We start from the raw sequence: 26,584 nt of genomic DNA on the forward strand, positions 1-26,584 counted from the left end.
ATCAGGCGGGTCGCCCTGTGCCAAGATTGTCACCGATTGGGAAATTACGTCGTTGGGCTATGGAAAGCTATTCCCTAGTAATAAGCATTTTATTTCCTCACCCTACCATCATGATTCTTTGTTTTTAATTCTGCTTCAGGGATCCTGCATGAATGCCTCGGCCATGGATATCAATGCTAAATCGGCAATAAGCCTGACCAACCTAATAGCGCGTTTTCGCGACCATCCGAAATATACGCTATTAGCGGCCGGCGCCGCGGGGATTGCGCTGGCTATTGTCCTGCTGTTGTGGGCCAGAACGCCGGATTATCGCATTTTGTATAGCAATATCAGCGACCAGGACGGCGGCGCCGTGGTCGCGGAACTGACCACGATGAATATCCCCTACCGTTTTGCCGGCAACAGCGGCGCCATTATGGTGCCGAGCGACCGGGTCCACGAAACCCGGTTGCTGCTGGCGCAAAAGGGGTTGCCGAAGGGCGGCGCGCTGGGATTTGAACTGCTGGATCGCGAGAAATTCGGTATGAGCCAATTCAGCGAGCAGATCAATTATCAGCGGGCGCTGGAAGGCGAAATCGCCCGCACCATTGAAACGCTAAATCCGGTGAAATCGGCCAGGGTTCATATTGCGATGCCGAAACCCTCGCTGTTTGTGCGCGAACACAAGCCGGCCACCGCCTCGGTGACGTTGGCGTTGTATCCCGGGCGCGCGCTGGACGCCGGTCAAATTCAGGCCATTACCTGGTTGATATCCGGCACCGTGCCCGATTTACCCGCCGGAAATATTACCCTGGTAGACAGCCAGGGCCAATTACTTGCTCAACCGGGCAATGATGAGCTTAACCTCAGCACGACCCAGCTTGCCTATACCCGTGAAGTGGAGGGCGATTATCAGCGGCGCATCAGCGCGATACTTGCGCCGGTGATAGGCGCGGCCAACGTGCGCGCGGAGGTGACCGCCCAGTTGGACTTTACCGCGGTGGAGCAAACGGCGGAGCAGCATAAACCCAACGGACGCCCGGAGGAGATGGCAATCCGCAGCCAACAGTTAAACGCCAGCGATCAGATCGGTATTCAGGCGCCTGGCGGTGTACCGGGGGCGCTTAGCAATCAGCCCACTCCGCCGGCCACGGCGCCGATTGAATCCCCCGCCAACCCCGCCGCCGGCAAAAAGCCCGCCGCCAAGGACGGTGCCCCGGCGCCCGCCGCCATCGCGCAGCCGCCGCGCAGCAGCCAAAACGAAAAAACCATCAATTACGAAGTCGATCGCACGCTGACCCACAGCCGTTTTCGTCCCGGCGTGCTTAAACGCCTGTCGGTGGCGGTGGTGGTTAACGACCGTAAGGACAGCGCCGGCAAGCCCGTACGGTTGACGCCGCAGGAAATGCAGGATGTGACCGCGCTGGTGCGCGAAGCCATGGGCTTTTCAAGCGAACGCGGCGATACGCTCAACATCGTCAATACCCGCTTTGTCGCCAATCAGGACATGCCGCCGTCGCTGCCGTTCTGGCAGGATCCCGGCCTACAGGCTATGGCGTTCAGCACGATGCGCTATGCGCTGGTGGCGCTGCTGTTCTGGCTGGCGTGGCGTAAAGGTTTCCGTCCGCTCTGGCAGCGGCAGCAGGAGATCGAGCGCGAGCGCATCCGGGCGCAGTACGAAGCCAACCTGCCGCGGGATGAGCCACGCCCCGTTTCGCGCAGCGAGCTGGAGAAGGAGACGCGCGAAAAAGCCCGCCAGGCAATGGAGGACAGTATCCAGCAGTTGCGTGATATCGCCGCCGCCCGGCCACAGATGGTGGCGCGGATACTGCGTCAATGGATAACCCGCGAGCAACAACCATCATGAATGCCATCGAAAAGAGCGCCATCGTCATGCTGACGCTGGGGGAAGAGACCGCCGCTGCCGTCTTTAAACATCTGCGTAAGCAGGAAGTGGAAGCAATAGGTAAAACCATAGCCTCGCTGGGGATTTACTCCCGCCAGCAGTTGACGAGCGTGCTTGAAGCGTTTCATTCCGATGCCGAGACGATGATAAGCCCGGATAAGGACTGTTACGACTACCTGCGCGCGGCCCTTATCAGCGCGCTGGGGGAGGATCGCGCCCAGCTGCTGCTTGAAGAACTGCACATCACCGGCGCGGACGATGACAAAGGAATTGACGCGCTTAACGCAATGAAACCGCAGGCGGTGACGGCGCTTATTCAAGCCGAACATCCGCAGGTGATCGCCGCCATTCTGGTACTGCTCAAGCGCAATCTGGCCGCCGAAATTCTCTCCGGTTTCGAGGAGACGCTGCGCAACGACATCCTGGTGCGTATCGCCACGCTGGACGGTCTGCAGCCGGCCGCGCTGCAAGAGCTCACTCTGGCCCTCAATGATTTGCTGCGCGGCCAGCGCGGCCGGCAAGGCAATAAAGGCGGCGTTCGTCCGGCGGCGGAGATCCTTAATTATATGCAAAGCCGGCAGGAAGAAGCGGCAATCGATGCGGTACGCGCCCTCGACGAAAGCTTGGCGGAGAGAATCGTCGAGCACATGTTTACGTTCGATGATCTACAGGATCTGGACGACCGCAGCCTGCGGCGGATCCTGCAGGAGATCGACGCCGATATGCTCGTCATTGCCCTGAAAGGTTGTGCGCCGTCGCTGGTGGATAGGATCTTGGGCAATATGTCGCAGCGCCAGGCCGAGATATTGCGCGACGACCTTAGCCTCAGCGCGCCGGTGAAAGAGTCGCGGGTGGAAACCGAGCGTAAAGCGATCATGGCCGTGGTGCGCCGTCTGGCCGATGCCGATGAGATAGTCATCAATAAGGACGGGGAAAATTATGTCTGAGCACGTCGAACAAACGCGCTGGCAACACTGGCTACCGGCGGATTTGTCCCTGGCGTTCGCCGATAGCCTCCCCGCGCCGCTACTGTCAGCGGACCACGATGAAAAAGCCTGGCAGGCGGAGCTGACGCTCCTGCGCACCCAGGCGGAACAGCGCGGGTTTAAGCAGGGCCAGCAGGAAGGCGAGCAGCAGGGCTACCGGCAAGGTTTTGACAAGGGGCGCAGCGACGGCTTTGAACAAGGGTTACAGGATGCGCAAACCGAGCAGGAGCACATCACCGCACAGATGGCGGATTTCCTGAGCGAACTGAAGGCCACCCTGGCGGGGGTGGATGCGGTGATGCCGGCGCGGCTGATGCAAATTGCGCTGACGGCGGCCAGCAAAATCCTCGGCCAGTCGCCGGTGTGCGATAGCCGCGTGGTGCTGAGTACTATCCAACAACTGCTGCACGATCGGCCTCTGTTCGACGGTTGCCTGCGGCTTTATGTCCATCCCGACGATCTGCCATCGCTACAGAGTCATTTAGGCAGCACCTTGGAAAGCCAGGGCTGGCGGCTGCTGGCCGATGGGCAGCTGCTGCGCGGCGGCTGCCGGATTGTCGCCGAGGACGGCGAAGTGGACGCCACCCTGGAAACCCGCTGGCAGCAGCTGTGCCAGATGCTCAAGGAGGGCTTGTCGCATGACCGTGCAGCTGGAACGCTGGATTAACGCGATGGCGCGTCAGGAACGGATGATCACCACCCTGCCGGACTGCCGTCACTACGGGCGGCTAACGCGGGCGACAGGCATGGTGATGGAGGCGGTGGGGCTGCAATTGCCCCTCGGCGCCACTTGCCTTATCGAACGCTATACCGGCAAGGCGGTAAGTCAGGTCGAATGTGAGGTCGTCGGGTTCAAAGGCCGGCAGTTGTTTTTGATGCCGCTGGAGAATATGGAGGGCATTCTGCCCGGCGCCCGCGTGTATGCGCCGGGTTTGGTCAACGGCAACGTTCCCGCCCGCTTGCTTCCCCTGGGCCCGGCGCTGCTGGGCCGTGTCCTCTGCGGCGGCGGGCTGCCGCTGGACAATTTACCGCCGCCGGAAACCGGTTATCGCGCCTCACTCCACAGCCCGCCGCTTAATCCCTTATCGCGCAGCCCGATCACCGAGGTGCTCGATGTGGGAGTGCGCGCCATTAATGGCCTGCTGACGGTAGGCCGCGGGCAGCGTATGGGCCTATTCGCCGGCTCCGGCGTGGGCAAAAGCATGCTGCTCGGCATGATGACGCGCTATACCCAGGCCGATGTCATCGTCGTCGGCCTGATCGGCGAGCGCGGACGCGAGGTGAAGGACTTTATCGAAAATATTCTCGGCGAGGAGGGGATCGCCCGCGCGGTCATTATTGCCGCGCCGGCGGATGTGTCGCCGATGCTGCGTATGCAGGGCGCCGCTTATGCCACGCGCATCGCCGAGGATTTTCGCGATCGCGGCAAGCATGTGCTGCTCATTATGGATTCCTTGACACGCTATGCGATGGCCCAGCGCGAAATCGGCCTGGCCATCGGCGAGCCGCCGGCCACCAAAGGCTATCCGCCGTCGGTATTCGCCAAATTGCCCGCGCTGGTGGAGCGCGCCGGCAACGGCGCGGACGGCGGCGGCTCCATCACCGCTTTTTATACCGTATTGACGGAGGGCGATGACCAGCAAGATCCCATCGCCGACGCCGCCCGGGCCATTTTGGACGGTCACGTGGTGCTGTCCCGCCAGCTTGCCGAGGCGGGACATTATCCTGCCATCGACATTGAGGCCTCCATCAGCCGGGCGATGACCGCCTTGGTGGATACGCCTCATTTTCAACAGGTTCAGCAGGTAAAGCAGTGGCTCGCCAGCTATCAGCGCAATCGCGATCTCCTGTCGGTCGGCGCTTATGCCGCCGGCAGTGACCCGCTGCTCGATCAGGCGATTGCCCACTATCCGCAATTGGAGAGCTATCTGCGCCAGGATGTATCGCAACGCTGCAATTACGCTCAATCCTGTCAACAGCTGTCCAGTATCTTCACTCCCCCTTCAACCGCATAAGGAATCCTTCATGACCAGTACATCGCCAATCGAAACCTTGAGGGAACATGCTGAACGGGCGCTGGAAGAAGCCCTGCTTCAGCTCGGCGCCTGCCGCAGAGCGCACGCCAGCGCCGTGGCGCAGCTGAATCAGCTGATGGATTACGAACAGGACTATCGCAAACAGCTCGAAGAGAATATGACCGGAACCGGTCTGAACGTTGATAAATGGATTAATTATCAGTCGTTTATCGCGTCGCTGTATAAAATTGTCGCCCACCACAGCCAGCAGGTGTCGGTGTTCCAATCGCGGGTCGATCTGGCGATGGCCCACTGGCAACAGAAAAAACAGCGGCTTAACGAGTTTGCAATTCTGAAAACGCGCTCCGATAACGCCCGTCAATTACGTGAAAGCCGCCGCAATCAAAAACAAATGGATGAGTTCGCTCTGCGGGCATCCTTGAAGGAGAGTGGAATCATGATACCCAACGCGAGCGCTGTTATCCGGGGCGGCGGGCAGCCTATCGCCGCGGCCCTCCCCGCCGAATTGCCCCAAAGCGAATTTGCCGACGCCTTGGAGCACTATCTCGCCGGTATCCGGCGTCAGGACGTGGGCGCCGACAGTACGGCGACAGATCCGAAGGCAACCCTGACACAGCGCTGCAAGGCTCTGACGGCCCTTATCCACCGGCGTCTGGCGGAGGGGGATAACGCGCTGGACGATGACGAGCTGCAGCATTTACAGGCGCTGCTGGCGCAGTTGGCGCTGCAACAATGGCCCGCCGACGGGGATCCGGTGCTGGCGAAACTGGGCATTGCCTCCGTCCCGGCCCGTGATCAGCGCAACGGCGCCGGTCTGGCGCTGGCCGAGCCCCGCGCCGAGGTCGACGGACCGGCGCAAACCCCATCCGGCGCCGGCGGCGAGCGCGCAGTGGCGCCGTCCGCCCTTTCGGCCATCGCGCCGGAATTTACCGACGCTCAGAGCGCAGAGGTCCAGGGCAAGAAAGAGCAGCAGCCGCTGCTACTGGTGCCGTCGACCAAGCGCAACGCGAGCCGCGCGGAAAACACGCCACTCCGTCTTGACACCGTTAACCTTCAGTCGGTGGCCGCGCGCCTGCGCGGCGAAGCGTTGTCGCGCACGGCAACACCGGCAGACAAACTTGCCGCAACCGCGACGCCTACGTCGAGTGCGCCGCCGAGCGCGGGGCTGGAAGCCATCACCACCGACGCCCCTTCCCTGCGTACACCGGCACCGCCGCCGGCGCCCATAGCGCACCTGCGCCAACCGTTAGGCTCCCCGGCCTGGCAGCAACAACTCGGTGAACACATCACGCTATTCAACCGTAACGGCATCTTTCACGCCCAGTTGCATCTGCATCCGCAGGAGTTGGGTGCGGTGAAAGTCAATTTGCGCCTGAATAAGGAGCAGTTGCAGGTGCATTTCGCTTCAGATAATCAGCAGGTGCGGGCAGTATTGGAAACCGCCATGACCCAATTGCGCACTTCACTGACGGAAAACGGCATCGCTCTCGGCGATACCAGCGTCGGCACCGACGAATCCGGTCATGACGCCTCCGGTCATCAGCAGGACCGCGGCGACAGCCCCCAACACGGGCAGGGGCGCAGGAAGTCGCTGTTCGTGGCGCACCGCAACGGCGGCGGCTCAGCCGGCCCCGGCGCGTGGTACCGCGACGGTATCGATATCTATGCCTGAAGGGGCAAAGTGCAGGCGTTTTAGACGTTTTTTTTCCCCTTCATTCGGGATGATTAACGGGATACTCAGTACTGCACTCGGCCGCAGACGCGCTGGCGAGGGAATAGATTTTGGCTACAGGGGCAAAAAGACGTGTCAGGCATTAACGCTACTTTTACTCGATACCGCGCTGTCGCGGTCATTATTTTGGGGTTGATCGCCGTGCTGGCGCTCAGCCTGTTCGTCTATCTGCAGCCCGGCGTGAAAAAGGAATTGCTTCCTGTTACGCAGACGGTGGATGGCCTGCCCGCGGAAAACGATTTACCGCCGGTGTATTTTCCGTTGGACCCTTTTACCGTCAGTCTACAGCCGGAGGACGGCGATTACGGTGCCATGCTGTATGTCGGTTTGACGTTGCGTCTGCGGGACGAAAAGACCCGCGAGTTAGTGGAAAGTCAATTACCCGAGTTACGCAATCACCTGATTTTGCTGCTGTCGCAGCAATCCCTCGCCTCGCTCACCTCCGCAGCAGACAAGCAGGCATTACTCAAGAAAATAAAGCGCGAGCTCAATCAGCAGCATCCCAACGGTCAGCCGTCTTTCGTGACTGACGTATTTTTCAACTCATTCATTGTGCGGTGAACGCTATGTCTGAGAAAGAATCCGTCCGCTTCGGCCCTCTTACGCGCAAACAGGCCAAGCAGGAGCTGCGGCAGGCACAGGCGCGCGCCGCGCAGCAGACCCCTTTGCAGGCCGGTTCGGGTTCGCCGTTTGATGCCGTGCAACGGCGTCGCCTGGGGGGCGAGCGTCTAAAAGGGCTGGAAATGATCAACCAGGATTTCGCCGGCCGGTTTCGCCGTGCGCTGTTCACCCTGATGCAGCGTCGCACCGATATCAGCGCGGAAGCGATTTTAATCCAACCGTATCGTGAATTCGCCGCCCAGTTGCGTCCGCCCGCCAGCCTGAATCTTATCAGCCTGAAACCGCTGCGGGGCAACACGCTATTCGCCTTCACGCCGGGACTCATCTTTACCGCGCTCGACACGCTGTTCGGCGGCAACGGGCGGCTGCCCGACACGCAGGAGCGGGCATTTACCCCGGCGGAACAGCGTGTTATCGACCGTTTGCTGAAGCTGATGCTGCACGCCTACGGCGACGCCTGGCTGGGGTTACATCCACTTGAGCCGGAATTTATCACCGCGGAAACCTCCTGCCGCTTTACAGGCTTTAGCGACGGCGAAATGGTCGTGGTCTCCCCGTTCCGGGTCGCTATCGGCGCCATGCAGGGCGAATTCGCCATTATTTTCTCCCAGGCGGCCCTGGAGTCGCTGCACGAGATGTTGAGTAAACCGCTGCCGGAGCATATCCGCCAGGATCAGGGGCAGTGGCGGCAAAACCTGGCCAGGCAATTGCAGGGCACCGAATTGGAGCTTATCGCCCGATTCGCCGACCTGCCTTTGTGCCTGTCGCGGGTCATGGCGCTGCGGCGCGGCGATATCCTGCCGATCCCCCGCCCTGAACGGCTGACCGCCTACGTTGACGGTGTACCGGTGTTTCTCGGCAGCTATGGCAGCCTGAACGGGCAGTATGCGCTGCGGGTGGAACACGTGATCAATCAAGACATTAATCAACTGAACAATAAGGACATTTCTCATGAGTGATACCTCACATATGCCCGACGGCGAGGCGCCATTGCACGAAACCGACGCGCAAACCAATGGCGATGCGGCACGGCCGGCACCGACCGGACCGGAATTTCCCGCCGCTGACGCCGCCGAAGAGGAATCGCCGCTGAGGGAAGATCTCAGTCTGATTCTGGATATTCCGGTAAAGATGACCGTGGAGTTGGGACGTACCCGGATGACCATTCGCGAACTGCTGCACCTAAGTCAGGACGCGGTGGTGCCGCTGGAAGGACTGGCGGGCGAACCGCTGGATATTCTGATTAACGGCTACCTTATCGCCCGCGGCGAAGTAGTGGTAATGGGAGAACAGTACGGCGTGCGCATCGCCGATATTGTGACGCCCGCCGAACGTATGCGCCGCTTGAGCCGATAAATGAAACAGACCACGTTACAGTCACCCGTCGCCTACGATAGCGGTCACGGCGCGGCGCTTTTCAATGTGGCCGGCTCGCTGGGCGCGGTGTTGCTGCTGATCCTGTTGCTGCTCAAACTGGCCCGGCGCTTGGGCTATTTCGCGCCCCGTCACGGCGGCCAGCCGCTGCTCAAAGTCCGCGCCGGTTGCTCCCTTGGCAACCGTGAACGGGTCGTCGTGGTGGAAGCCGGCGAACACTGGCTGGTGCTCGGCGTCACGCCGGGACGGATCACCCATCTGCATACCCTCCCCGCCGGCGACGCCGCGCCCGAGGAGCTGCCGCCGACTTTCTCGACGCTGTGCGCGCGAGGGCGCCAATCGCGGGAGACGACATGAGCATGCCGACCCTGCGCGCCTCGCTTCGCGCGCGCCGCGGGACGGCGGGCGGCGTTTGGCCATTTTGGCTGCTGCTGGCGCTACCGCTGCTGCTGCTGCCCTACCAGGCTGCCCACGCCGCGGAACAGGGATTGTTACAAATACACACCCTGCCCGACGGCGGCCAGCGCTGGTCGCTGCCGGTACAAACGCTGGTATTGCTGACATCGCTCACTTTTTTACCGGCGGCGCTGCTGCTGATGTCGGGGTTTACCCGCATCATTATCGTGCTGGGCATCCTGCGCAACGCATTGGGTACGCCTTCCGCCCCACCCAATCAGGTCCTGCTCGGGCTGGCGTTATGTTTAACCTTTTTCGTCATGTCGCCCGTGCTGGACAGCATTTATCGCGATGCTTATCTGCCGTTTTCCAAGGATCAGATCGGTATGGAAACGGCGGTGCAGCGGGCGGCGCAGCCGCTGCGCCAGTTTATGCTGACCCAAACGCGGAAAACGGATTTGTCACTCTACGCCCGCCTGGGAAAACAGACAGAGCTCGCGGGCCCGGAGCAGGTGCCGATGCGCATCCTGCTGCCGGCGTTTGTTACCAGCGAACTCAAGACCGCCTTTCAAATTGGCTTCACGCTGTTTATTCCGTTTCTGATTATCGATCTGGTCATCGCCAGCGTCCTGATGGCGCTGGGCATGATGATGTTGCCGCCCACCACGGTGTCGCTGCCGTTTAAGCTGATGCTGTTCGTGATGGTGGACGGCTGGCAACTCTTGCTCGGGTCGCTGGCCCAAAGCTTTTTCAGTTAACCTAAACGAGGCCTTTCCATGACGCCGGAAGCGGTAATGACGCTGGGTTTTGACGCAATGAAAGTCGGGTTGGCGCTCTCCACTCCGCCGCTGTTGGCCGCCATGGTCACCGGGCTTACTGGTAAGCCTGCTGCAGGCGTCCACCCAGATAAACGAGATGACGCTGTCGTTCATCCCGAAAATTCTGGCGGTCATTACCTCGCTGGTTATCGCCGGTCCCTGGATGCTCAGCCTGCTGCTGGATTATATGCGTACGCTATTCAGCCAACTGCCGTATTCGATAGGGTAAGGGCCATGCTGGACTTAACCGCCCTGCCAGCCGCCATCGGCCCGCATTTCTGGCCGCTGGCGCGTTTACTGGGGCTTTTCGTCAGCGCGCCGCTGCTCAGCGAGAAGATAATCACGAATAAAGTCAAAATCGGCTTGGCGGTGCTGATTACGCTGCTGATTGCCCCCGGACTGGAGCCGGTGGCCACCCCTCTGGTTTCCGCGGCGGGGCTGTGGCTCATCATGGTGCAGCTTATCATTGGCGTAACGGTGGGGCTGACGTTGCAGTTCGCCTTTAGCGCCATGCGCTTCGCCGGCGAAGTGATCGGTTTGCAGATGGGGCTCTCGTTCGCCACCTTCTTCGACCCCTTCAGCGGACCGAACTCCCCGATTATCGCCCGCTTGTTCAATGTGTTGTTGCTGTTGCTGTTTGTCTCTCTCGACGCGCACCTGCTGATGATTGACGTGCTGGTCGACACTTTCCAACTGCTGCCCATCGCGCCGCTGCCCCTTAACGGCGAAAATTTCCTGGCGCTGGCGCGCGCCGCCGGCCTGTTGTTTTCCTGTGGTTTAATGCTGGCGCTGCCGGCAATGACGCTACTGCTGTTGCTTAATATTACTTTGGGGGTGCTGAACCGATTAACACCGCAATTCTCCGTGTTTGTCATTGGCTTTCCGCTAACGCTCGGCGGCGGACTGCTGGCGCTGATGCTGGTCATGCCGTTGTTGGCAACCTTCGCCGAAGGGCTATTGAGCACGCTGTTTCAACAACTTTCCGCCATTCTCGCCGCGATGGGCGGCGGCCAGCAGGCATAAAAAACCGGCGCGAAAACGTCTCAGCGCCGGCGCTAGCCTAAGCGGACACTTACTTCATCAGGTTGAATAACGACATGTTTTGCATCATTTGAAACACCATCATCGAGGAATCCATCGCGACTTGGGATAATTGCAGCTCCGTCACCAGGGCTATTTGCGAACCCGTATCCTGCCCCAGCCCTTGTTGCAGTCGATCGGTTATCCCCTCGCGTTGGCTTACGCCGGCAGCGTCAAGGTTGTCGAGCAGTTGCAGATTAAGACCGGAAACCACCTGCGCATTACCGACATTATCTTCTGTCTTTCTTACCGCGCTACGGGCGGCGTCCATTATCGCTTTCAGTTCCTCTCCCGGCCATGCGCCGCCCCCTTCATTTCCCGCATCGCTTTTTAGCGCGCCGATAAGCGCATCCAGTTTTTTGAAAACCGTATCCTGCCCCTCGATATTGAAAATATCGCTGCCGATATGGCCAATTTTCATCTCCCGGCCTTCGTCAACCTGCTGGCCGATAGCGGTACCGCCGCCCTGATAAACGATATCATCGCTGCCCTGCGCTTTTTGAAAAGGCTTCACATCGGCTTTATAGCCGGCAAAGATATAATTGCCGCTGGTGTCCTGCGCATTAGCGCTGGCGAGGAGATCGTCGCGCAGGCCCTCTAATTCCTGAATTATCGGCGCGAGATCCCCCGCCGGTTTCTGGATGGCCATGATTTTGGCGTTGATGGCGGAGAGCGTGTTGGTGACCGTTTGCAGCGTATCGCCCTCTTTCGTTAGCACGGCCCGGGCATAACCGCGCGTGCCGCTGTAATAATCCAGCTGCGCCAGGGCGTTACGATAGGTCACCACGTCCATCGCCGCGGCGGGATCGTCGGACGGGCGCAATACCCGGGTATTGGCGCTCAAATGCATGGCCACATCATTAAAGCGGGACGCGGAGCTCATGATGAACTGGGTTTGCTGTTGATACATATAATGGGTGCTGAGATTCATTATTTACCTCATCAAGTGGGTGACGTAGTGCCGGCACTTGGGCCACGTGGTGGCGATTTAGCGGATAGTAAGCAGGGTATCCAGCAGTGAATTAGCGGTTTGCAGCACCTGGGCGCTAGCATTGTAATACTGCCGGAACATTTCCATTTGAACGTATTCTTGGTTGAGATTGACCCCGGTTTTCTCACTGCGCTCCACGTAGGCATCCTGGAAGGCTTTCTCCTGCGAGCTGGCCGTTTCCATCAAATTGCGGGTGGTGGTGCCGACATAGCCAATCAGACCGGCGTAGGCGTCACTCAGCGTAGCGCCATTGATTAATTTATCATGCTGGATATTGCCGAGCGCAATGCTGTTACCGTTGTTGCCTGTCTCTTTACCGTCCGTATCTTGGGGATCTTTTTCGCTGGCGGCGGCAATTTCATCACCGTTTTTGATGCTCACCGCCATGCTGTCGGCAATACCGTTGAACGGATTTAATTGATAACTATCGCCCTCTTGCGCATCACCCTTCACCGCGACCGTGACCCCCTCGAACGTCAATTTACCGTCGACGAAGGTGGACTCTACTTTTCTGCCGTCAGCGGTGCCAGTGACCTGCCACGTGCCGTTCTCGAAGCGCAGGGTATATTCCTGCGGTTTCGCCACCCCGCCCTCGGTGGCCGGGTCGGTATTGAGTGCGGTCACCGAAAGGCTGGCTTCGCCTTGGTTTTTCCCGTTGGCGATGGCGTTGGGTAACGCGTAGCTGAATAGGTTCTTACCCTTTTCGCCGTTAGCGTCATAGCCTTGCTTGTTCACCTCGTTGAAGCGGTGACTTAAATGCCGCGCCAGCTCATTTAACCGGTCACGGATCTCCGGCAAGTCCTGATTGCGAAACGCCAGTAGCCCGCCCAGAACGCCCTTGTCCAGTAGACTATCCTGTAGAGGGATAATGGCGTTTTCAGCATCGCGATAGGCAATCACCTGGCGCCCCGGGTTATTATTATCGGTCGTGACTTCCAGCGCGTTGGCCTTGTCGCCGCTCACCAGCATATGACCATTACTCAACGTGACGTTGACCGCCCCGGTGCGGCTGTCAATCTGCGTGTTGATGCCGGTTTGCTGGCTCAGCGCCTGTAACAGCGCATCACGCCTGTCCAGCAGATCGTAAGCGCCGCCGCCGTCAATGCTCTGTCGGTTGCTAATCTCCCGATTCAAACTTGCCAGTTGGCCGGTCAATTGATTGATGACGTTAACCGACTGCCGGATGTCCTGATTATTTTTCTGCTCTTGTTTGATGAGCTCATCGCTGAGTTTATTGAAGCGTCCGGTCAGTTCTTTAAGGGCCGTAAACGCACTACTGCGGTAGTTACCGTTCGTCGGCACTTTGCTGATGTTCTTCAGCGCGTTGAACAAGCTGTTAAGCTTGGTATCAATCCCGTTGTCGGTTCTGCTGAACTCCAGATCCAGCGAACTCATCTTGTCATAATGCGCGCCGCTGACCCGCAGCAAGGTTTCCGTCCCCCGCACCCGCTCATTGGCATATTCATCGAAAGCGCGGGCAACCCCCTCCACGCGCACGCCGTTGCCGATATAGCCCGTTGCGGTCACTCTTCCCCCCGCAGCGCCCAATATAATGTTTTGCCGGCTGTAATTGGGGTTGGTGGCGTTGGCGAGGTTGTTGCCGATGACGCTCAGCGCCTGCTGTCCGGTTTGCAAACCGCTGCTGGCAATATAATAAAGGTTTAGCATAAGGGTACCCGCTCCTGGTCAGAATGTGGCCGGCCAGCCAAAGCGTTGACGACCGGCGAGGGCTTATTTTCCTTATCGGCCGGCGGGGAAAAAACTCAAGCGCGCCGCTCAGAAAAGCGTGGCGAGATCGTGCTGATAGGCCGCCTGCGCGCGCTGCCCAACCGTTTTCAATTGCGCGATGATAGTGATCAATTTGTCGGCATAATGCGGATCGGTGGCATAGCCGGAGGATTGCAGCGATCGGGCCGCCTGTTCCGGCGTGCTGGCCTGCATGACCCGTCGATAACGGGTGTTTTCCGTCAGCAACCGCGTATAATCCCGCAGCGCCTCACCATAAGAGGCATAGACGCGAAATTTCGCCTTCACTTTCTGCATGACCCCGTCCACCCATTCGGTCGTGGTAATTTGCGTGCTTTCGCCCCGCCAACCGGCATCCGCTTTTATGCCAAATAAATTGTGGCTTGGCGCGCCGTGGGCGGTTCTGATTTTCCGCGCTCCCCATCCCGATTCCAGCGCCGCCTGCGCCAGCCCCACTCCGCGGGCCGTCAAATCCTGCGCCAGCTGTTGGTCGTACAGCGAGGTATAGAGCTGGGTTTGGGCGCTGGTCAGCAGTCCCTCCTGCGGGAGCGTCGCGCGCATGCTCTTGAGCATCATGTCCACAAACAGCCCCTCGACCTGGCGCGCAGCGTCCGCGACCCCCTGACTCGACGCCTGCGCGGCGCGGATTTTCATGGCCCCCAGTTGGGAAAAATCCAGCGTGGAGCCGAACAATGGGATGCCGTCACTCATTAGTTGATTTCCAATTTGGCGTTTAAACAACCGGCGCTTTGCATAGACTGCAAAATTGCCATCAAATCATTCGGCGTAGCGCCGATGCCGTTTAGCGCGCTGACAACATCATTGAGATTCGCGCCGGCGTCGATTTGCTGCAGAGCGCCCCCTTCATTGCGCACGTTGATCGCGGTGTCCGGCACCACCACCGTGTGTCCGCCGCCGAAAGGCGTGTTAGGCTGACTGACCTTATAGGTCCGATTGACTTCGACCGTCAGCTCGTCATGGGCCACGGCGCAGCTACCCAGCACCACGTCCCGGTTCATCACCACCGAGCCGGTACGCGAATTGATCACCACCACCGCATCGGTGGGGCCAAGCGTAATGGGGATATTTTGCAAGCTGGCCAGGAAACGGACTTTGCCCGGCCCGTCGCGCGGTACGGCGACGTTAATCGTGCGGCTATCCAGCGGCAGGGCGCTACGGCGGCCGAAATGACGATTGATGGCGTCGCTTATTTGCTGCGCCAGCGAAAAGTCGTCATTATTCAACTGTAACATAATGACGTTGCCGCCGGCAAAATCCGCCGGCACGCTACGCTCGACGATGGCGCCGCCGCTGATACGTCCGCCGTTTAATTGATTCACCTGCACCCGATTGCCGCCGGCCTGCGCGCCGGAACCGGAGACCAGTATATTGCCCTGCGCCAGCGCATAAACCTGGTTATCCACGCCCTTCAACGGCGTCATCAATAACGTCCCGCCGCGCAAACTTTTGGCGCTGCCGAGCGAGGAGACCACCACATCGATCTTCTGGCCGGCGCGGGCAAAAGCGGGCAATTTAGCCGTTACCATCACCGCCGCGACGTTTTTCAGCTGCATGTTGGTTCCCGTCGGCACGGTGACGCCCAGTTGGGAAAGCATATTGCGCAGGCTTTGCGTGGTGAACGGCGTCTGGGTGGTCTGGTCGCCGGTGCCGTCCAGGCCCACCACCAGACCGTAGCCGATCAACGCATTCTCCCTCACGCCCAATACCGTGGTGAGGTCGCGAATACGCTCCGCCTGAATGGACGGCGCTAGCAACAGCCCGGCCACCGCGCAGAGGGATAACATCATTCTCACAACCGATTTGTTCATTCCTTATCCTTAAAAGGGGAAATAGTTAAGGAAGAAACGCTGTAACCAACCCATTTGCTGCGCTTCATTAATATAGCCATCGCCGACATATTCGATTCGGGCGTCGGAAACCAGCGTCGACACCACCTGATTGTTGCCGTCGATGGTGCGGGGGTTGACGATGCCGGAAAAACGGATGAATTCCGTGCCCTGGTTAATGGCAATCTGTTTTTCCCCCACGACGCGTAAATTGCCGTTGGTAAGGACGTCGATCACGGTGACGGTGATGGTCCCGCTGAAGGTGTTTTTAGCGGCCGCGCCCCCCTTGCCGTTAAAACCATTACTACTCTCGATATCCGTCGCTAGACGATCGCCGCCCATCAACCCGTTCAACATGCTGGGGAGAGCGTTAATGCCGAAATCCGCGTTGCCTTTGCGATCGGCGTTGGAGGAGGAGCTTTTGCTGGCGCTGACGTTTTCTTGCAGCATAATCGTCAACGTGTCGCCAATATTGCGCGGCCGGCGATCCTCAAACAGCGGCTGATAGCCATAATTCATCGCCTGGCCGGGCTGAAACACCGAGCCATTAACGGCGATGGGCATGGGCGGCGCCGGTGCCGCGGTGGTCGCGCCGGCCACCAGCGGACGAGGCGGCGGCGCAGTGCAACCGCCGAGTAAAAGTGTGGCCAGGGCAATGCCGCTTCCCCTGATAAGGGCGCGGCGCGCGGCGCGCGGCGCGTGTGCCGTGACGCCGGCACCAGGCGAACCTTGGCGATGAAAGCTGAGTCATATTTTCCATAAAGGTGGATCACGCAGGTGAGAAGAAAAAGCGGGGCCGGACGCCGCCCCCCTAATGACGCCCCTAGAGCTGCACGAGTCGCTGCAGCATCTGATCGGAGGTGGATATCGCTTTGCTGTTCAACTCATAAGCGCGCTGGGCCTGAATCATGGTAATCAGCTCCTGGGCGACGTTAACGTTGGAGTTTTCCAGGAATTGCTGCTTGAGCGCGCCGGCCCCGTTCATGCCGGGCTTATTCTCCATCGGCGCGCCGGAGGAGGGCGTCTCGTAATACAGGTTTTCCCCCAGGCTTTGCAAACCGGCATCGTTAATGAACGTGGCGAGGGTCAATTGCCCCACTTCTTGCGGCTCGGTTTGTCCTGGCAAGGTGACGCTAACCAAACCGTCCTTGCTGATGGTCAGATTGGAGGCACCGTTGGGTATCGTCACCGCCGGCTGGATGGGATAGCCGCTCGAGGTCACCAATTGGCCGTACTGATCGCGCTGTAGTGATCCATCGCGGGTGTAGGCGTTGGTGCCGTCCGGCATCAGTACCTGTAGGAAGCCCGACCCCTCAATGGCCACATCGGTGGGATTGCCGGTATTGGTCAACCCGCCCTGCAAATGGATGCGTGTAGTGGCGACGGGCCGCACGCCGGCACCCAGCTGGAGCCCGGAGGGAATCGTGGTCTGTTCGGAAGATTTGGCGCCTGGCTGGCGCACGGTTTGATAGAGCAGGTCCTCGAATACCGCCTGTTGGCGTTTAAATCCCATGGTGGATACGTTGGCAATATTGTTGGAAATCACGTCCATATTGGTCTGCTGCGCTTCGAGACCGGTCTTGGCAATCATTAAAGAGCGCATCATAATCTTTTCTCCTTCCTGGCTTAACCGATAGCCAACAGCTGATTACCGGCGCGGGCGTTATCGTTGACGTTGCTGATAACTTTCATCTGCATTTCAAAGCTGCGGGCGTTGCCTATCATCTCCACCATGGTCTGGACCGGGCTGACGTTGCTGCCCTCAAAGGCGCCGGGCGTCAGGCGCAGCGTCGGATCTGCCGGCAGCACGGCGCCGCGTTGCGCGCGCGCGGTATCGGTGAGATTAAACAGGCCACTATCGTCGTGGCGCAAACTGTCGGGTTCGAGACGAACCAGCTTTAGCTGGCCAATCTGGACAAGGGTTTTTGGCTCATCGCCGTCGCCCAGAACGGACAGCGTGCCGTCCGGGCCGAAGGTGACAGCCGCGCCGGGCGGCACCGTCAGCGGTTGGCCATCGGCGCCCAGCAGCGGGTAATTCTGCACCTTGAGCCCTCCCGCGCTATCGATCTCGATCCGGCCGTTGCGGGTATAGGCTTCGCCGCCGTCGGGCAACCGCACCGCCAACCAGCCGTGCTGGTCCAGGGCCACATCGAGATTGTTGCCGCTGATATTAATAGGGCCAGGGGAAAAATCGTTGCCCGGCACCGACGGTACGACCAGCGTGCGGGTGGCGAGGGTCGGCCCGTTGACCGGCGCGGCGCGAAAGGCGGCCAGTTGCGCCCGAAAGCCGGTCGTCGCCGCATTGGCCAGATTATTAGCGGCCACGCTCTGTTGCGTCAGCGCGGCGGAGGCCACGCCCATGGCGGTATATATCGCGCGATCCATGGCACATTATCCTCAGCGCATACTGACCAGCGTTTGCAGCAGCTGATCCTGGGTTTTAATCGTCTGGGCGTTGGATTGATAGTTGCGCTGCTGGGTCATCATTTTGACCAGCTCGTTGCTCATATCCACATTCGAGGCTTCCAGCATCTTGCCCCTGATGGCGCCAAAGCTACCGGTACCGGAGGTGCCGATAAGCGGTGCCCCGGAGGCGCCGGTCTCCGTCCAGCAGTTATCACCGGTGGGCTGCAAACCGCCGGTGTTGGTGAAACTGGCCATCAACACCTGCGCTATCAGTTGGGTCTGCTGATTACTGTAATTTGCGATAATCTCTCCGTTATCGCCGACGGAATAGCCGTTGAATTTGCCCACCCCATAGCCATTGGTCGACGTTTTTCCCGATGGCTTCTCGTCACCCTGTTGCGTCATGGCGGTGAGATCGAGAGCGAAGTTCAGCTTCTTGGCGCCGTTAAGACTCTCGCTTTCTACCTTAAATTCTTTTGGGTTTACCTCTTTAACTTTACCGTACTCATCAAACTTGATATCGGCGGTGAATAATTTGTTTTTGTCCCCCTCTTTTACCGACGCGGTTTCGTCAAAACAATGCACCTTCCACTCTCCCGCATTTTCTCCTTTGATATAAAAAACTTTAATGATGTGAAGATTACCCAGACTGTCATAGGCCTGAAGCTGCGAGGTGTAGTTATAGCTCTTATCGTTAGTGGGATCGAAATCCTTAATTTCCAGCGGTTTTGCACCGGAGGGCAGGTTATCGCTGATACTGCCTTCGGTCGTTTCCGACGCCGGTATCGGCGCATCAGGCACGATAATATTTTCAAGGGGCGCGCCGCCTGAAATCGTTGGAGGCGTGCCGGTGGCTTTATAACCGGTCAGATGTTTACCCTGTTTATTAACGATCTCTCCATATTTATTGCGATCAAACTCGCCGTTGCGGCTATAGTAAATTTTCCCGCCATTATCCGCGAGGCGGAAAAAACCGCTTCCCGCAATCGCCATATTGAGATTACCCGCCCCCGCAATCATCGTACCGTCATTAAAGTCTTGCTGCACCCCCGCCAATTGCACCCCGAGTCCTATCATCGATCCCGAAAACATATCGGCAAAAGAGGCCGATGACGATTTAAATCCGACCGTTTGCGCGTTGGCGATATTATTACCGATCACATCCAGCGCCTGCGCTGCGGCGTTAAGGCCGCTGACTCCCTGAGCGAATCCCATAGTGATAATCCTATTTAGGTGAAATGTAGTGGTATTGGATGTATAAATTAACTATTCAACCAATATGACATCCTTAAGATAAATAGCGCCGTCTAACCCCAACGCCAATTTCGCGCTGCCGTTGCTGAAAAACACATTTTCGACTTTAGCGGCCTTAAGGGCGTTTACCATCGGGCGGCTTTCATCTTTATTTTTAGCTTCAATGCTAACGTCATAGTGTTTGGCTTTATCATCATCAAGAGGAGAAGAAGCGTCAATCGGCGGCGTCGTTTGCGCCTTGCGGATATCCAATTTATAGGCGCCAGGTTTCACATCTTTGTAGTCTTGCGTATAGGCTTTGCCTTGCTCATCGGTGAAGGTCACCCGGACTTCATCCGCGCCGCTGGGCAATTCAAAACCATAAGCCGTCTGCCCTTCGAACGAAACCGAAGGCTTACCGACAATAAGCACGGTACGACCCACCCAATTGGACAAATTGACCGCCTGCACGCTATTGACCATGCCTCCCATCCCCAGCACGGTGTTATTTAATTTCTCCACCCCGAGGGCGACGTGCATCTGCGCCATTTGTGAGGCGAGCTGATTGTTGTCCATGGGATTGGTGGGATCCTGGTTTTTTATCTGCGCCAGCATCATTTGCAGAAAATTATCCATCAACTCCTGGGTCCCTTCGGACTGGGCGTCCATGGCCGACGTCGCGGCGCGGCTGTCGCTGGTCGCAGCATCAGTGTTGCCGGCTTTCAATGCCCCGTGCGTCTGCGCATCCTGCGCGTTCAAAGCGAAATTATTCGCCGTTGACGAGGCATCCCGCGACGCCAAAAGAGTGGATGCGCCGCGGGAATACTCCCTGGGCGCCAGACCTGCTAATTCCATCGGTTTGTCCTTTACTGGCCCATCGCCAGGGTTTTCATCATCATCGACCGGGCGCTATTGATGACCTCGACATTGGCCTGATAGCTGCGTGACGCGGACAGCGTATTCACCATTTCCGCAACCCTATTGACGTTGGGCATTCGGATATAACCGCGGTCGTTGGCCCGCGGATGGCCCGGATCATAAACCAGCCGCCAGGGAGCAGGATCCTCAACCACCTGGCTCACCCGCACGCCGCCCACCGGCTGACCCGGCGCGGCATCGAGTTGAAAAACCACCTGTTTTGCCCGATAAGGCTCGCCATCGGGGCCCGTGACGCTCTAGGCGTTAGCCATATTGCTCGCGCTGACGTTTAGACGCTGTGAGGCTTTGTTGAATAAATCGAACTTTTAGGTGACTGGCGGCTCTGATCACTACATTCGTTTCAACATCAGGTCCCCATGGCAAAGCAAAAGTTTAAAATCACCAACTGGCCCGCATATAACAATGCGCTCAGGCAGCGGGGGGACCTGACAGTATGGCTTGATGAGTCAGCCATTGCTGCATGGACTGAGAGTACACCACCTGAACATCGTGGCCGGCCGCTTCACTACACCGATATGGCCATTACCACGGTTCTGATGATAAAGCGCGTGTTTAACCTTTCGCTCCGGGCGTTACAGGGTTTCGTTGACTCGATTTTTAAACTGATGGGGCTGTCGCTGCGCTGCCCAGATTACTCTCTGGTCAGCCGGCGAGCAAAAACCGTCGACATCAGCATAAAAACGCCAACCCGCGGCGAAATCTCACACCTGGTCATCGATGGCACCGGCCTGAAAATCTTCGGCGAAGGCGAATGGAAAGTCAGGCAGCATGGGGCTGAGAGGCGCAGAGTATGGCGCAAGCTTCATCTGGCAGTAGATAGCGCGACACATGAAATTATCTGTGCCGATTTATCGCTAAGCGGTACGACAGATGCGCAGGCGCTGCCCGGGCTGATTAACCAAACCCACCGGAAAATCAGGGAAGCGTCGGCTGACAGTGCTTACGATACGCGTTACTGTCATGATGCTCTGCTGAGGAAAAAAATAAAGCCGCTTATCCCACCGCGAAGTGGTGCGCAATATTGGCCAGCTCGATACCATGAGCGTAACCATGCGGTGGCAAATCAGCATCTGAGCGGCAATAACGATACCTGGAAAAAGAAAGTAGGTTATCACCGGCGTTCACTGGCTGAAACGGCCATGTTCCGGTTTAAAACACTTTTGGGTGGTCATCTGAGTCTGCATGACTATGACGCGCAGGTAGGTGAGGCTATGGCAATGGTCAAAGCGCTTAACCGGATCACGTTGTTAGGAATGCCAAACAGCGTCCGCATCATGTAACAATCGCCCTGATAGGGAGGAAGTCGTCACAAATTTCGGATTTATTCAACAAAGCGTCACGCTGCTAGAATCGCTGTTGCGCCAGCAGCGGGTGGATAGCTCTCTGGTTCAAAAAGTCACGCTCAAAACCCCGGCGAAGTTATTGCCGGGTTGCCCGTCACCACACTTGCAGTTGGCCAGCCATGGCCGGTTGAGTGGCAATATGAGCGTCACCGCCTGCTGCGGCGAGCGGCGGTATTTTCTGCAAATCCAGGTGCGCGCCCGCGGCGATTACTGGGTGGCGGCCCGCGCGCTGCCCGCGGGGACGTCCCTTAGCGCAAAAGATATCGTCAAGGAGCACGGGGAGTTGGTAGGTCAGGCACGCAATGTGATTTTTGCGACGCAGCCGGTAACCGGCTCGCTTACGACGCGCACCATCCAAGCCGGTCAGCCGCTGGCGGCTACCATGCTGTGCGCGCCCTGGAAAGTTCGTCAGGGCAACCCGGTGGCGGTCGTCAGCCGTGGACCCGGCTTTCAAGTTCGCCATTATGGCAAGGCCATGAGCGAGGCCGCGGTCGGGGATACACTGCGGGTACGTTTGGCCTCAGGGCAAATGGTCAGCGGCGCGGTGGATAATCAAGGGGTTGTCTTGCAAAATGAACGCGCTTTCTCAAGTTTCTCCGTCCCAGGCCGATAAGCAAAACATAGGCATCCCCTTCAACCCCAGGCGAGGAGTAGACTATGAGCATAGAACGCACGTTACCCGCGCAGGCTATCACGGCGGTGGTGAATGACCTGCGTCACGGTCAGTCCGAGCTACCGAGAAGGCAGCCGATATCACGCCGCGACAGTCGCAGTCAAGAGATAACCCTTAGCGATACCCGATTACAAGTGCGTAGCCAAGATGTCGATCGTACCCGCGTCGCGCAACTACAGCAGGCGATCGGTCAAGGAAAGTTGATTATGAATTCAGGGCGCATGGCTGATGCCCTACTGATGAATGCCTGGCAAAACTAATGCGATTCACCGCGCCAGGAGCCGGAGACAAGGCGATAATGGATAATTTGACGCTTGCGTTACGCCAGCTCGACCAAGCGCTTGATAAGCTCGGTCAGATACTACAGGCGGAGTATCAATTACTGGCAACCGTGCCCCTTCAACCCGTTGCGCTACAGGGCGTTACCCATGACAAAAGTCAGCAGATTAGCGCGGTAGCCCATTACGATGCGCTGCGTCAGCGGGCGGAAGTTGACTGCGGATTGCGGGCGCCTTATACACGCCATCCCGATCTGGATGACCTGTGGGCGTGGATCCAGGTCCGAACCCGGGATCTCCATGAGCAGAATCGGCGCAACGGGGTAAGCCTTAAAGCCCAAATGGCCCACGTCCGTTCCCTTAGCTCCGCGATAAAGGCGCTTGCCCCGCAACAAATGTTCTATTGCGCCGACGGCGCCTCACATCACGGTATGCGGCTGCAAAATCTCGATATCAATGTCTGATTTTCATCGATACGCGCGACGTTAGCGCGCAATACGTTTCCCTCCTTTGTCGCCACGCCGGCGCTGCCGCTCTTTTACCAGCGGCGTTTTTTTTCGCAAACGGGTCATCACGTACCATTGACCGCGGTGAGGATAACCACCGCAACGATCGTTCCTCGTTAACCAGCCAGCGACAGTGAAAGTAATACACCTAACAATAGGGGGTAATAAAAGGACCGCGCACCCGACCCTGCGCGAGGCCGGTGCCTCGTCCGACGCGGGTGTGCCGCCTTACCCAACATCACTTGGCGCCGGGCAGCAGGGCATACAGCCGGGGTATCAATGCCGGCGTCATTTCACGGGGCGTCAGTCTGGACGCCCGCATCAAGGCGTCAAACGCGGCGGCGGGATTATTCAGCCGCCGCGCCAATCATCGTATTAAAGCGCACCGGCCGGTTGTCGGCGATTTCGGTACTGGCCAACACGGTCAGCTGCGGCAATGAGCGGCGCAAAAAGCGCGAAAGCATGGTGCGCAGAACGGGATTGACCAGCAGAACCGTCGGAGCCCCCAGGGCCAGCTGCCGCTGCAGCGCCCGTTCGGCCTGGACCAGCAAGCGATCCGCCACCCCCGGCTCTAGCGCGCCGCCGTTTTGTACCGCCTGTATCAGCGCCTGCTCTAACGCCACCTCCAGGCCAATGACCTGGATATCCCCTGTGCCGGGAAACCAGCGTTGGGTAATGGCGCGGGCCAATTTATGGCGTACCAGGCTGGTTAACATGTCCACATCGTTTTGCTGTGGCGCATGTTCCGCCAGGCATTCCACTATCGAGCGCATATCACGGATAGAAACCTGTTCAGCCAGTAAATTCTGTAATACTTTATGCAGGGTGGTAAGCGAGAACACATCCGGGATCAAATCCTCCGTAAGCTTGGGCATTTCACGGCCCAAATGCGCCAGCAACTCCTGCGTTTCCTGGCGGCCAAACAGCTCCTCGGCATGCTGCATGAGCAATTGATTGAAATGGGTCGCGACTACCGTGCTGGCATCCACCACGGTATAGCCCAGCGTCTTGGCCTCATCGCACAGTACTTGGTCTATCCATACGGCCGGCAGGCCAAACGCGGGTTCCTGACAGGGATCGCCCGGCAGCGTATCGCTGGCGTTGCCGGGATTAATGGCCATCCAGCGCTCGGGATAGGTATCCCCGCAGCCGATTTCCACGCCGTGCAGTAAGATGCGGTAGTGGGTCGGAGGTATTTCCAAATTGTCGCGAATATGTACCACCGGCGGCAGATATCCCATTTCACGGGCGAATTTTTTGCGGATCCCCCGTATGCGCTTCAACAGCTCAGCCCCCTGGCTGCTGTCCACCATCGGGATCAACCGATAGCCTACCTCCAGTCCGAGGGTATCCTCAGGCTGCACGTCATCCCAACTGGCCTCCTCGCTCTGCCGCGTTTCCGGCGCCGGGTTATCCCCCAGCGCGCCCGCCGTCGCCGTCTCCCCGTGCATAACGGCGTGATGGCGCAGCAGCCACGCCATGCCGAGCAGCACTAGCGTGAACAGCAAAAACACGATGTTGGGCATCCCCGGCACCAGCCCCAGCAAGCCAATCATCGCCGCGGACAGCATCATGACCCGAGGGTTATTGAACAACTGGCTTACCATTTGCTCGCCCACGTCTTGATGGGTGGCCACACGCGTGACAATAACGCCGGCGGCGGTCGAGATGACCAGCGCCGGTATTTGCGCCACCAGACCGTCGCCGATAGTCAGCAGTGTATAGGTTTCCCCCGCGCGGCCGAGATCCATACCGTGCTGCATGACGCCCACCAGCAAACCGCCGATCAAGTTAATGGCCATAATCAATAACCCGGCGATGGCATCACCGCGGACGAACTTGCTTGCGCCGTCCATGGAGCCGTAAAAATCCGCCTCTTGCGTCACCTCCGAGCGCCGCTGTTTGGCTTCCTCTTCGCCGATAAGGCCGGCATTGAGATCGGCGTCGATGGCCATTTGTTTGCCCGGCATGCCGTCCAATACAAAGCGTGCGCCCACTTCAGCTATACGGCCCGCGCCTTTGGTGATAACCATGAAATTGATAATCACCAGAATGGCGAACACAACGATACCGATAGCGAAGTTGCCGCCGACGAGAAAATGGCCGAATGCGTCGATAACCTGCCCCGCCGCCGCTTCCCCTTGATGCCCCTGCAATAAGATTACCCGCGCCGAGGCGACATTGAGCGCCAGCCTCAGTAGAGTGGAGAATAACAGCACGGTCGGAAAAGCGGCAAAATCGAGGGTACGCTGGGTGAACATCGCCACCAGCAGGATCATTATGGATAACACGATGTTAAAGGTAAAAAAGAGGTCCAGGGCGAAAGGGGGCAAAGGCAGGATCATCATCGACAGAATCATGATAATCACCACCGGACCCGTAAAGATTTGCCACCTGGTCTGACTGAAATCGGTTAAATGCAGTTTAGCTACCAGGTTTACCATTAAAAATACTCCCTTTTGCACAATCCAATGCTTTCGGTACGGTGAGTTTGCTCGGTTGCCTGGGCCGCAAGCCCCCTTGCTTGCGCCAGCGACGCAAGCCATACACCCAAGCCAGCACCTCCGCCACGGCGCCATAGAGCGCCACCGGAATGACTCCGCCTATCTCGCAGTGCCGGTAGAGGGCCCGGGCCAGCGGTGGCGCTTCCAGAATGGGGATCACCTTCTGCTCCGCCCGCTGACGAATATTTAGCGCCACGACGCCGGCCCCTTTCGCTAATAGCCGCGGCGCGGCCATACGCAACTGTTCATATTTCAGCGCCACCGCATAATGGGTCGGGTTGACGATCACCACATCGGCGTTCGCCACATCCTGCATCATTCGCCGCTGCGCCTGCTGACGCTGGCGAATCAGGCTTTTCAGCTGCGGATCCCCTTCCTGTTCTTTGTATTCTTCGCGAATATCATGGCGCGACATCCGCAGCTTTTTCAGATGACTGAATAACTGATACAAAATGTCGAACCCCACTACGGGTATCAGGGCGAGGATGATAAGTAACACGCACTGGCGAATAAGCGACAGACTTCCCGCCATGACCGTAAGGGGCGCCCCCTGCGCCAACTGCGTCATCCGCGGCCAAACAAACCACAACGCGGTGCCGCAGGCTCCTCCCACCAGACAGACGTTTGAACAGCGTCTTGGTAAGTTCAGCCATCATCTGCATGGAAAACAGGCGCTTCAGCCCGCTAAAGGGGTTCAAGCGTTTGAGATCCAGACTGACGGCCTTGCTGCTAAACAACACGCCACCGATCAACATCGGCGACCCGGCGGCCACCAACGTCACGCCGAGGAATAGCGGCGCGCTCACCAGCAGCGCCTGCCGCACCAGGCCGGAAAATTGGGCGAGCAACCAACTCCCCTCGCCGTTGATGTGAAGATCAAACGAGAGCCCGCTTTGCAGCATCCGCCCCATACCGCGAGCCAGATCATCTCCCGCCAGCCATAGCAGGCTCCAGCCAGACAGTAACATCAGCCACGACACCAGTTCTTTGGAACGCGGTACCTGGCCTTCTCTGCGCGCTTTTTGTAATCGGTGGGGAGTGGGCGCTTCGCTTTTTTCCAGATCGCTATCTTCCGCCACGGCACTCTGTCCTCGCGTAGTGAATGAGTGATTTCAGGGCTTTTAGCCTACGTGAGGAAAGGGGATCCGATAAGGTGAAAAAGCGCCGGATCCGCGCGGCTTTTACCAGAC

25 protein-coding genes and 3 pseudogenes are annotated in these 26,584 nt (G+C 58.4%); 16 read left to right on the top strand and 12 right to left on the bottom strand.

What is annotated here, in order from left to right; translation table 11 throughout:
• Window positions 1-148: 148 nt before the first annotated feature.
• The 12 genes and pseudogenes from fliF to fliR all read left to right on the top strand — a co-directional run bounded on the left by fliF (window position 149) and on the right by fliR (window position 10,871).
• Window positions 149-1,846, top strand: a complete 1,698-nt coding sequence (gene fliF, locus SOPEG_RS02075; RefSeq protein WP_025244131.1) for a flagellar basal-body MS-ring/collar protein FliF — start codon at window positions 149-151, stop codon at window positions 1,844-1,846.
• Entirely contained in the window at window positions 1,843-2,832 is a 990-nt protein-coding gene (gene fliG, locus SOPEG_RS02080; RefSeq protein ID WP_025244132.1) for a flagellar motor switch protein FliG, read from the top strand. The genes fliF and fliG overlap by 4 nt, the downstream gene beginning before the upstream one ends.
• Window positions 2,825-3,538, top strand: coding sequence for a flagellar assembly protein FliH (gene fliH, locus SOPEG_RS02085; protein WP_025244133.1), 714 nt, complete (start codon window positions 2,825-2,827; stop codon window positions 3,536-3,538). Before fliG ends, fliH begins: the two co-directional genes overlap by 8 nt.
• Window positions 3,510-4,886, top strand: a complete 1,377-nt coding sequence (fliI, locus tag SOPEG_RS02090; protein WP_025244134.1) for a flagellar protein export ATPase FliI — start codon at window positions 3,510-3,512, stop codon at window positions 4,884-4,886. Before fliH ends, fliI begins: the two co-directional genes overlap by 29 nt.
• 10 nt (window positions 4,887-4,896) lie before the next feature.
• Window positions 4,897-6,579 carry a flagellar export protein FliJ gene (gene fliJ, locus SOPEG_RS28165; protein WP_025244135.1) on the top strand — a complete coding sequence of 561 codons (1,683 nt, stop codon included), beginning with the start codon at window positions 4,897-4,899 and terminating at the stop codon, window positions 6,577-6,579.
• A 186-nt stretch (window positions 6,580-6,765) separates the two neighbouring features.
• Window positions 6,766-7,200, top strand: coding sequence for a flagellar basal body-associated FliL family protein (locus tag SOPEG_RS02100; protein WP_236851594.1), 435 nt, complete (start codon window positions 6,766-6,768; stop codon window positions 7,198-7,200).
• A 5-nt stretch (window positions 7,201-7,205) separates the two neighbouring features.
• Window positions 7,206-8,219: a flagellar motor switch protein FliM gene (gene fliM, locus SOPEG_RS02105; RefSeq protein WP_025244137.1), complete on the top strand. Its 1,014-nt coding sequence runs from the start codon at window positions 7,206-7,208 to the stop codon at window positions 8,217-8,219.
• A 10-nt stretch (window positions 8,220-8,229) separates the two neighbouring features.
• A complete protein-coding gene (gene fliN / locus SOPEG_RS02110; RefSeq protein ID WP_417903443.1) occupies window positions 8,230-8,616 on the top strand; it encodes a flagellar motor switch protein FliN in 387 nt (128 codons plus the stop codon).
• Complete coding sequence (fliO, locus tag SOPEG_RS02115) at window positions 8,617-8,991, top strand: flagellar biosynthetic protein FliO (protein ID WP_025244139.1); 375 nt, start codon at window positions 8,617-8,619, stop codon at window positions 8,989-8,991.
• Window positions 8,988-9,788 carry a flagellar type III secretion system pore protein FliP gene (gene fliP, locus SOPEG_RS02120; protein WP_025244140.1) on the top strand — a complete coding sequence of 267 codons (801 nt, stop codon included), beginning with the start codon at window positions 8,988-8,990 and terminating at the stop codon, window positions 9,786-9,788. The genes fliO and fliP overlap by 4 nt, the downstream gene beginning before the upstream one ends.
• Before the next feature lie 18 nt (window positions 9,789-9,806).
• Window positions 9,807-10,077 (top strand): annotated as a pseudogene (gene fliQ / locus SOPEG_RS02125) (flagellar biosynthesis protein FliQ).
• Window positions 10,078-10,082: 5 nt separating this feature from the next.
• Window positions 10,083-10,871 carry a flagellar biosynthetic protein FliR gene (gene fliR, locus SOPEG_RS02130; protein WP_025244141.1) on the top strand — a complete coding sequence of 263 codons (789 nt, stop codon included), beginning with the start codon at window positions 10,083-10,085 and terminating at the stop codon, window positions 10,869-10,871.
• Window positions 10,872-10,920: 49 nt separating this feature from the next.
• Here fliR and flgL read toward each other — a convergent pair whose 3' ends face one another.
• The 10 genes and pseudogenes from flgL to flgC form a co-directional block, all read right to left on the bottom strand.
• Window positions 10,921-11,859 (bottom strand): flagellar hook-associated protein FlgL, encoded by a 939-nt coding sequence (gene flgL / locus SOPEG_RS02135; protein WP_025244142.1) that lies wholly within the window; start codon window positions 11,857-11,859, stop codon window positions 10,921-10,923.
• Between the two features lie 57 nt (window positions 11,860-11,916).
• A complete protein-coding gene (flgK, locus tag SOPEG_RS02140; RefSeq protein ID WP_025244143.1) occupies window positions 11,917-13,587 on the bottom strand; it encodes a flagellar hook-associated protein FlgK in 1,671 nt (556 codons plus the stop codon).
• A 108-nt stretch (window positions 13,588-13,695) separates the two neighbouring features.
• Complete coding sequence (locus tag SOPEG_RS02145; protein ID WP_025244144.1) at window positions 13,696-14,376, bottom strand: glucosaminidase domain-containing protein; 681 nt, start codon at window positions 14,374-14,376, stop codon at window positions 13,696-13,698.
• Window positions 14,376-15,473: a flagellar basal body P-ring protein FlgI gene (locus SOPEG_RS02150; RefSeq protein ID WP_025244145.1), complete on the bottom strand. Its 1,098-nt coding sequence runs from the start codon at window positions 15,471-15,473 to the stop codon at window positions 14,376-14,378. Before SOPEG_RS02150 ends, SOPEG_RS02145 begins: the two co-directional genes overlap by 1 nt.
• Before the next feature lie 30 nt (window positions 15,474-15,503).
• A complete protein-coding gene (locus SOPEG_RS02155) occupies window positions 15,504-16,184 on the bottom strand; it encodes a flagellar basal body L-ring protein FlgH (RefSeq protein WP_051419390.1) in 681 nt (226 codons plus the stop codon).
• 151 nt (window positions 16,185-16,335) lie between these two features.
• Window positions 16,336-17,118 (bottom strand): flagellar basal-body rod protein FlgG, encoded by a 783-nt coding sequence (gene flgG / locus SOPEG_RS02160; RefSeq protein ID WP_025244147.1) that lies wholly within the window; start codon window positions 17,116-17,118, stop codon window positions 16,336-16,338.
• Window positions 17,119-17,138: 20 nt separating this feature from the next.
• On the bottom strand, window positions 17,139-17,897 hold the full coding sequence (locus tag SOPEG_RS02165; RefSeq protein ID WP_025244148.1) for a flagellar basal body rod protein FlgF: 759 nt from the start codon (window positions 17,895-17,897) through the stop codon (window positions 17,139-17,141).
• A 12-nt stretch (window positions 17,898-17,909) separates the two neighbouring features.
• Complete coding sequence (gene flgE / locus SOPEG_RS02170; protein WP_025244149.1) at window positions 17,910-19,133, bottom strand: flagellar hook protein FlgE; 1,224 nt, start codon at window positions 19,131-19,133, stop codon at window positions 17,910-17,912.
• A 51-nt stretch (window positions 19,134-19,184) separates the two neighbouring features.
• Window positions 19,185-20,006 (bottom strand): flagellar hook assembly protein FlgD, encoded by an 822-nt coding sequence (locus SOPEG_RS02175; RefSeq protein WP_025244150.1) that lies wholly within the window; start codon window positions 20,004-20,006, stop codon window positions 19,185-19,187.
• Between the two features lie 11 nt (window positions 20,007-20,017).
• Window positions 20,018-20,374: pseudogene (gene flgC, locus SOPEG_RS02180) on the bottom strand (flagellar basal body rod protein FlgC); the annotation flags it as partial.
• 72 nt (window positions 20,375-20,446) lie between these two features.
• On the opposite strand from flgC, the gene SOPEG_RS02185 reads away from it, so the two are divergent.
• The 4 genes from SOPEG_RS02185 (at window position 20,447) to SOPEG_RS02200 (ending at window position 22,848) form a co-directional block, all read left to right on the top strand.
• Window positions 20,447-21,370 (top strand): IS5-like element ISSoEn1 family transposase, encoded by a 924-nt coding sequence (locus SOPEG_RS02185; protein WP_025244151.1) that lies wholly within the window; start codon window positions 20,447-20,449, stop codon window positions 21,368-21,370.
• A gap of 91 nt (window positions 21,371-21,461) precedes the next feature.
• On the top strand, window positions 21,462-22,046 hold the full coding sequence (gene flgA / locus SOPEG_RS02190) for a flagellar basal body P-ring formation chaperone FlgA (protein ID WP_158382318.1): 585 nt from the start codon (window positions 21,462-21,464) through the stop codon (window positions 22,044-22,046).
• A 44-nt stretch (window positions 22,047-22,090) separates the two neighbouring features.
• Window positions 22,091-22,366: a flagellar biosynthesis anti-sigma factor FlgM gene (gene flgM / locus SOPEG_RS02195; protein WP_025244153.1), complete on the top strand. Its 276-nt coding sequence runs from the start codon at window positions 22,091-22,093 to the stop codon at window positions 22,364-22,366.
• A 38-nt stretch (window positions 22,367-22,404) separates the two neighbouring features.
• The gene (locus SOPEG_RS02200; protein WP_025244154.1) at window positions 22,405-22,848 is read left to right on the top strand and encodes a flagella synthesis protein FlgN; all 444 of its coding nucleotides are present in this window, start codon (window positions 22,405-22,407) and stop codon (window positions 22,846-22,848) included.
• A gap of 389 nt (window positions 22,849-23,237) precedes the next feature.
• Here SOPEG_RS02200 and flhA read toward each other — a convergent pair whose 3' ends face one another.
• Window positions 23,238-25,334 (bottom strand): flagellar biosynthesis protein FlhA, encoded by a 2,097-nt coding sequence (flhA, locus tag SOPEG_RS02205; protein ID WP_025244155.1) that lies wholly within the window; start codon window positions 25,332-25,334, stop codon window positions 23,238-23,240.
• Window positions 25,315-26,473 (bottom strand): annotated as a pseudogene (gene flhB / locus SOPEG_RS02210) (flagellar biosynthesis protein FlhB). Before flhB ends, flhA begins: the two are co-directional and overlap by 20 nt.
• Window positions 26,474-26,584: the final 111 nt, after the last annotated feature.

It is taken from the genome of Candidatus Sodalis pierantonius str. SOPE (assembly GCF_000517405.1).
In the GTDB taxonomy this organism is placed as follows: domain Bacteria; phylum Pseudomonadota; class Gammaproteobacteria; order Enterobacterales; family Enterobacteriaceae; genus Sodalis_C; species Sodalis_C pierantonii.

What these genes read in the sequence shown, in the direction of transcription:
- fliO (WP_025244139.1), top strand. Translation starts at nt 8,617, where the DNA reads ATGAAACAGACCACGTTACAGTCACCCGTCGCCTACGATAGCGGTCAC.
- fliI (WP_025244134.1), top strand. Translation starts at nt 3,510, where the DNA reads ATGACCGTGCAGCTGGAACGCTGGATTAACGCGATGGCGCGTCAGGAA.
- flgM (WP_025244153.1), top strand. Translation starts at nt 22,091, where the DNA reads ATGAGCATAGAACGCACGTTACCCGCGCAGGCTATCACGGCGGTGGTG.
- fliF (WP_025244131.1), top strand. Translation starts at nt 149, where the DNA reads ATGAATGCCTCGGCCATGGATATCAATGCTAAATCGGCAATAAGCCTG.
- flgL (WP_025244142.1), bottom strand. Translation starts at nt 11,859, where the DNA reads ATGAATCTCAGCACCCATTATATGTATCAACAGCAAACCCAGTTCATC.
- SOPEG_RS02175 (WP_025244150.1), bottom strand. Translation starts at nt 20,006, where the DNA reads ATGGAATTAGCAGGTCTGGCGCCCAGGGAGTATTCCCGCGGCGCATCC.
- fliH (WP_025244133.1), top strand. Translation starts at nt 2,825, where the DNA reads ATGTCTGAGCACGTCGAACAAACGCGCTGGCAACACTGGCTACCGGCG.
- flgE (WP_025244149.1), bottom strand. Translation starts at nt 19,133, where the DNA reads ATGGGATTCGCTCAGGGAGTCAGCGGCCTTAACGCCGCAGCGCAGGCG.
- fliG (WP_025244132.1), top strand. Translation starts at nt 1,843, where the DNA reads ATGAATGCCATCGAAAAGAGCGCCATCGTCATGCTGACGCTGGGGGAA.
- fliJ (WP_025244135.1), top strand. Translation starts at nt 4,897, where the DNA reads ATGACCAGTACATCGCCAATCGAAACCTTGAGGGAACATGCTGAACGG.
- SOPEG_RS02145 (WP_025244144.1), bottom strand. Translation starts at nt 14,376, where the DNA reads ATGAGTGACGGCATCCCATTGTTCGGCTCCACGCTGGATTTTTCCCAA.
- flgG (WP_025244147.1), bottom strand. Translation starts at nt 17,118, where the DNA reads ATGATGCGCTCTTTAATGATTGCCAAGACCGGTCTCGAAGCGCAGCAG.
- SOPEG_RS02185 (WP_025244151.1), top strand. Translation starts at nt 20,447, where the DNA reads ATGGCAAAGCAAAAGTTTAAAATCACCAACTGGCCCGCATATAACAAT.
- fliR (WP_025244141.1), top strand. Translation starts at nt 10,083, where the DNA reads ATGCTGGACTTAACCGCCCTGCCAGCCGCCATCGGCCCGCATTTCTGG.
- fliP (WP_025244140.1), top strand. Translation starts at nt 8,988, where the DNA reads ATGAGCATGCCGACCCTGCGCGCCTCGCTTCGCGCGCGCCGCGGGACG.
- SOPEG_RS02200 (WP_025244154.1), top strand. Translation starts at nt 22,405, where the DNA reads ATGGATAATTTGACGCTTGCGTTACGCCAGCTCGACCAAGCGCTTGAT.
- fliN (WP_417903443.1), top strand. Translation starts at nt 8,230, where the DNA reads ATGCCCGACGGCGAGGCGCCATTGCACGAAACCGACGCGCAAACCAAT.
- fliM (WP_025244137.1), top strand. Translation starts at nt 7,206, where the DNA reads ATGTCTGAGAAAGAATCCGTCCGCTTCGGCCCTCTTACGCGCAAACAG.
- flgK (WP_025244143.1), bottom strand. Translation starts at nt 13,587, where the DNA reads ATGCTAAACCTTTATTATATTGCCAGCAGCGGTTTGCAAACCGGACAG.
- flhA (WP_025244155.1), bottom strand. Translation starts at nt 25,334, where the DNA reads ATGGTAAACCTGGTAGCTAAACTGCATTTAACCGATTTCAGTCAGACC.
- SOPEG_RS02165 (WP_025244148.1), bottom strand. Translation starts at nt 17,897, where the DNA reads ATGGATCGCGCGATATATACCGCCATGGGCGTGGCCTCCGCCGCGCTG.
- SOPEG_RS02150 (WP_025244145.1), bottom strand. Translation starts at nt 15,473, where the DNA reads ATGATGTTATCCCTCTGCGCGGTGGCCGGGCTGTTGCTAGCGCCGTCC.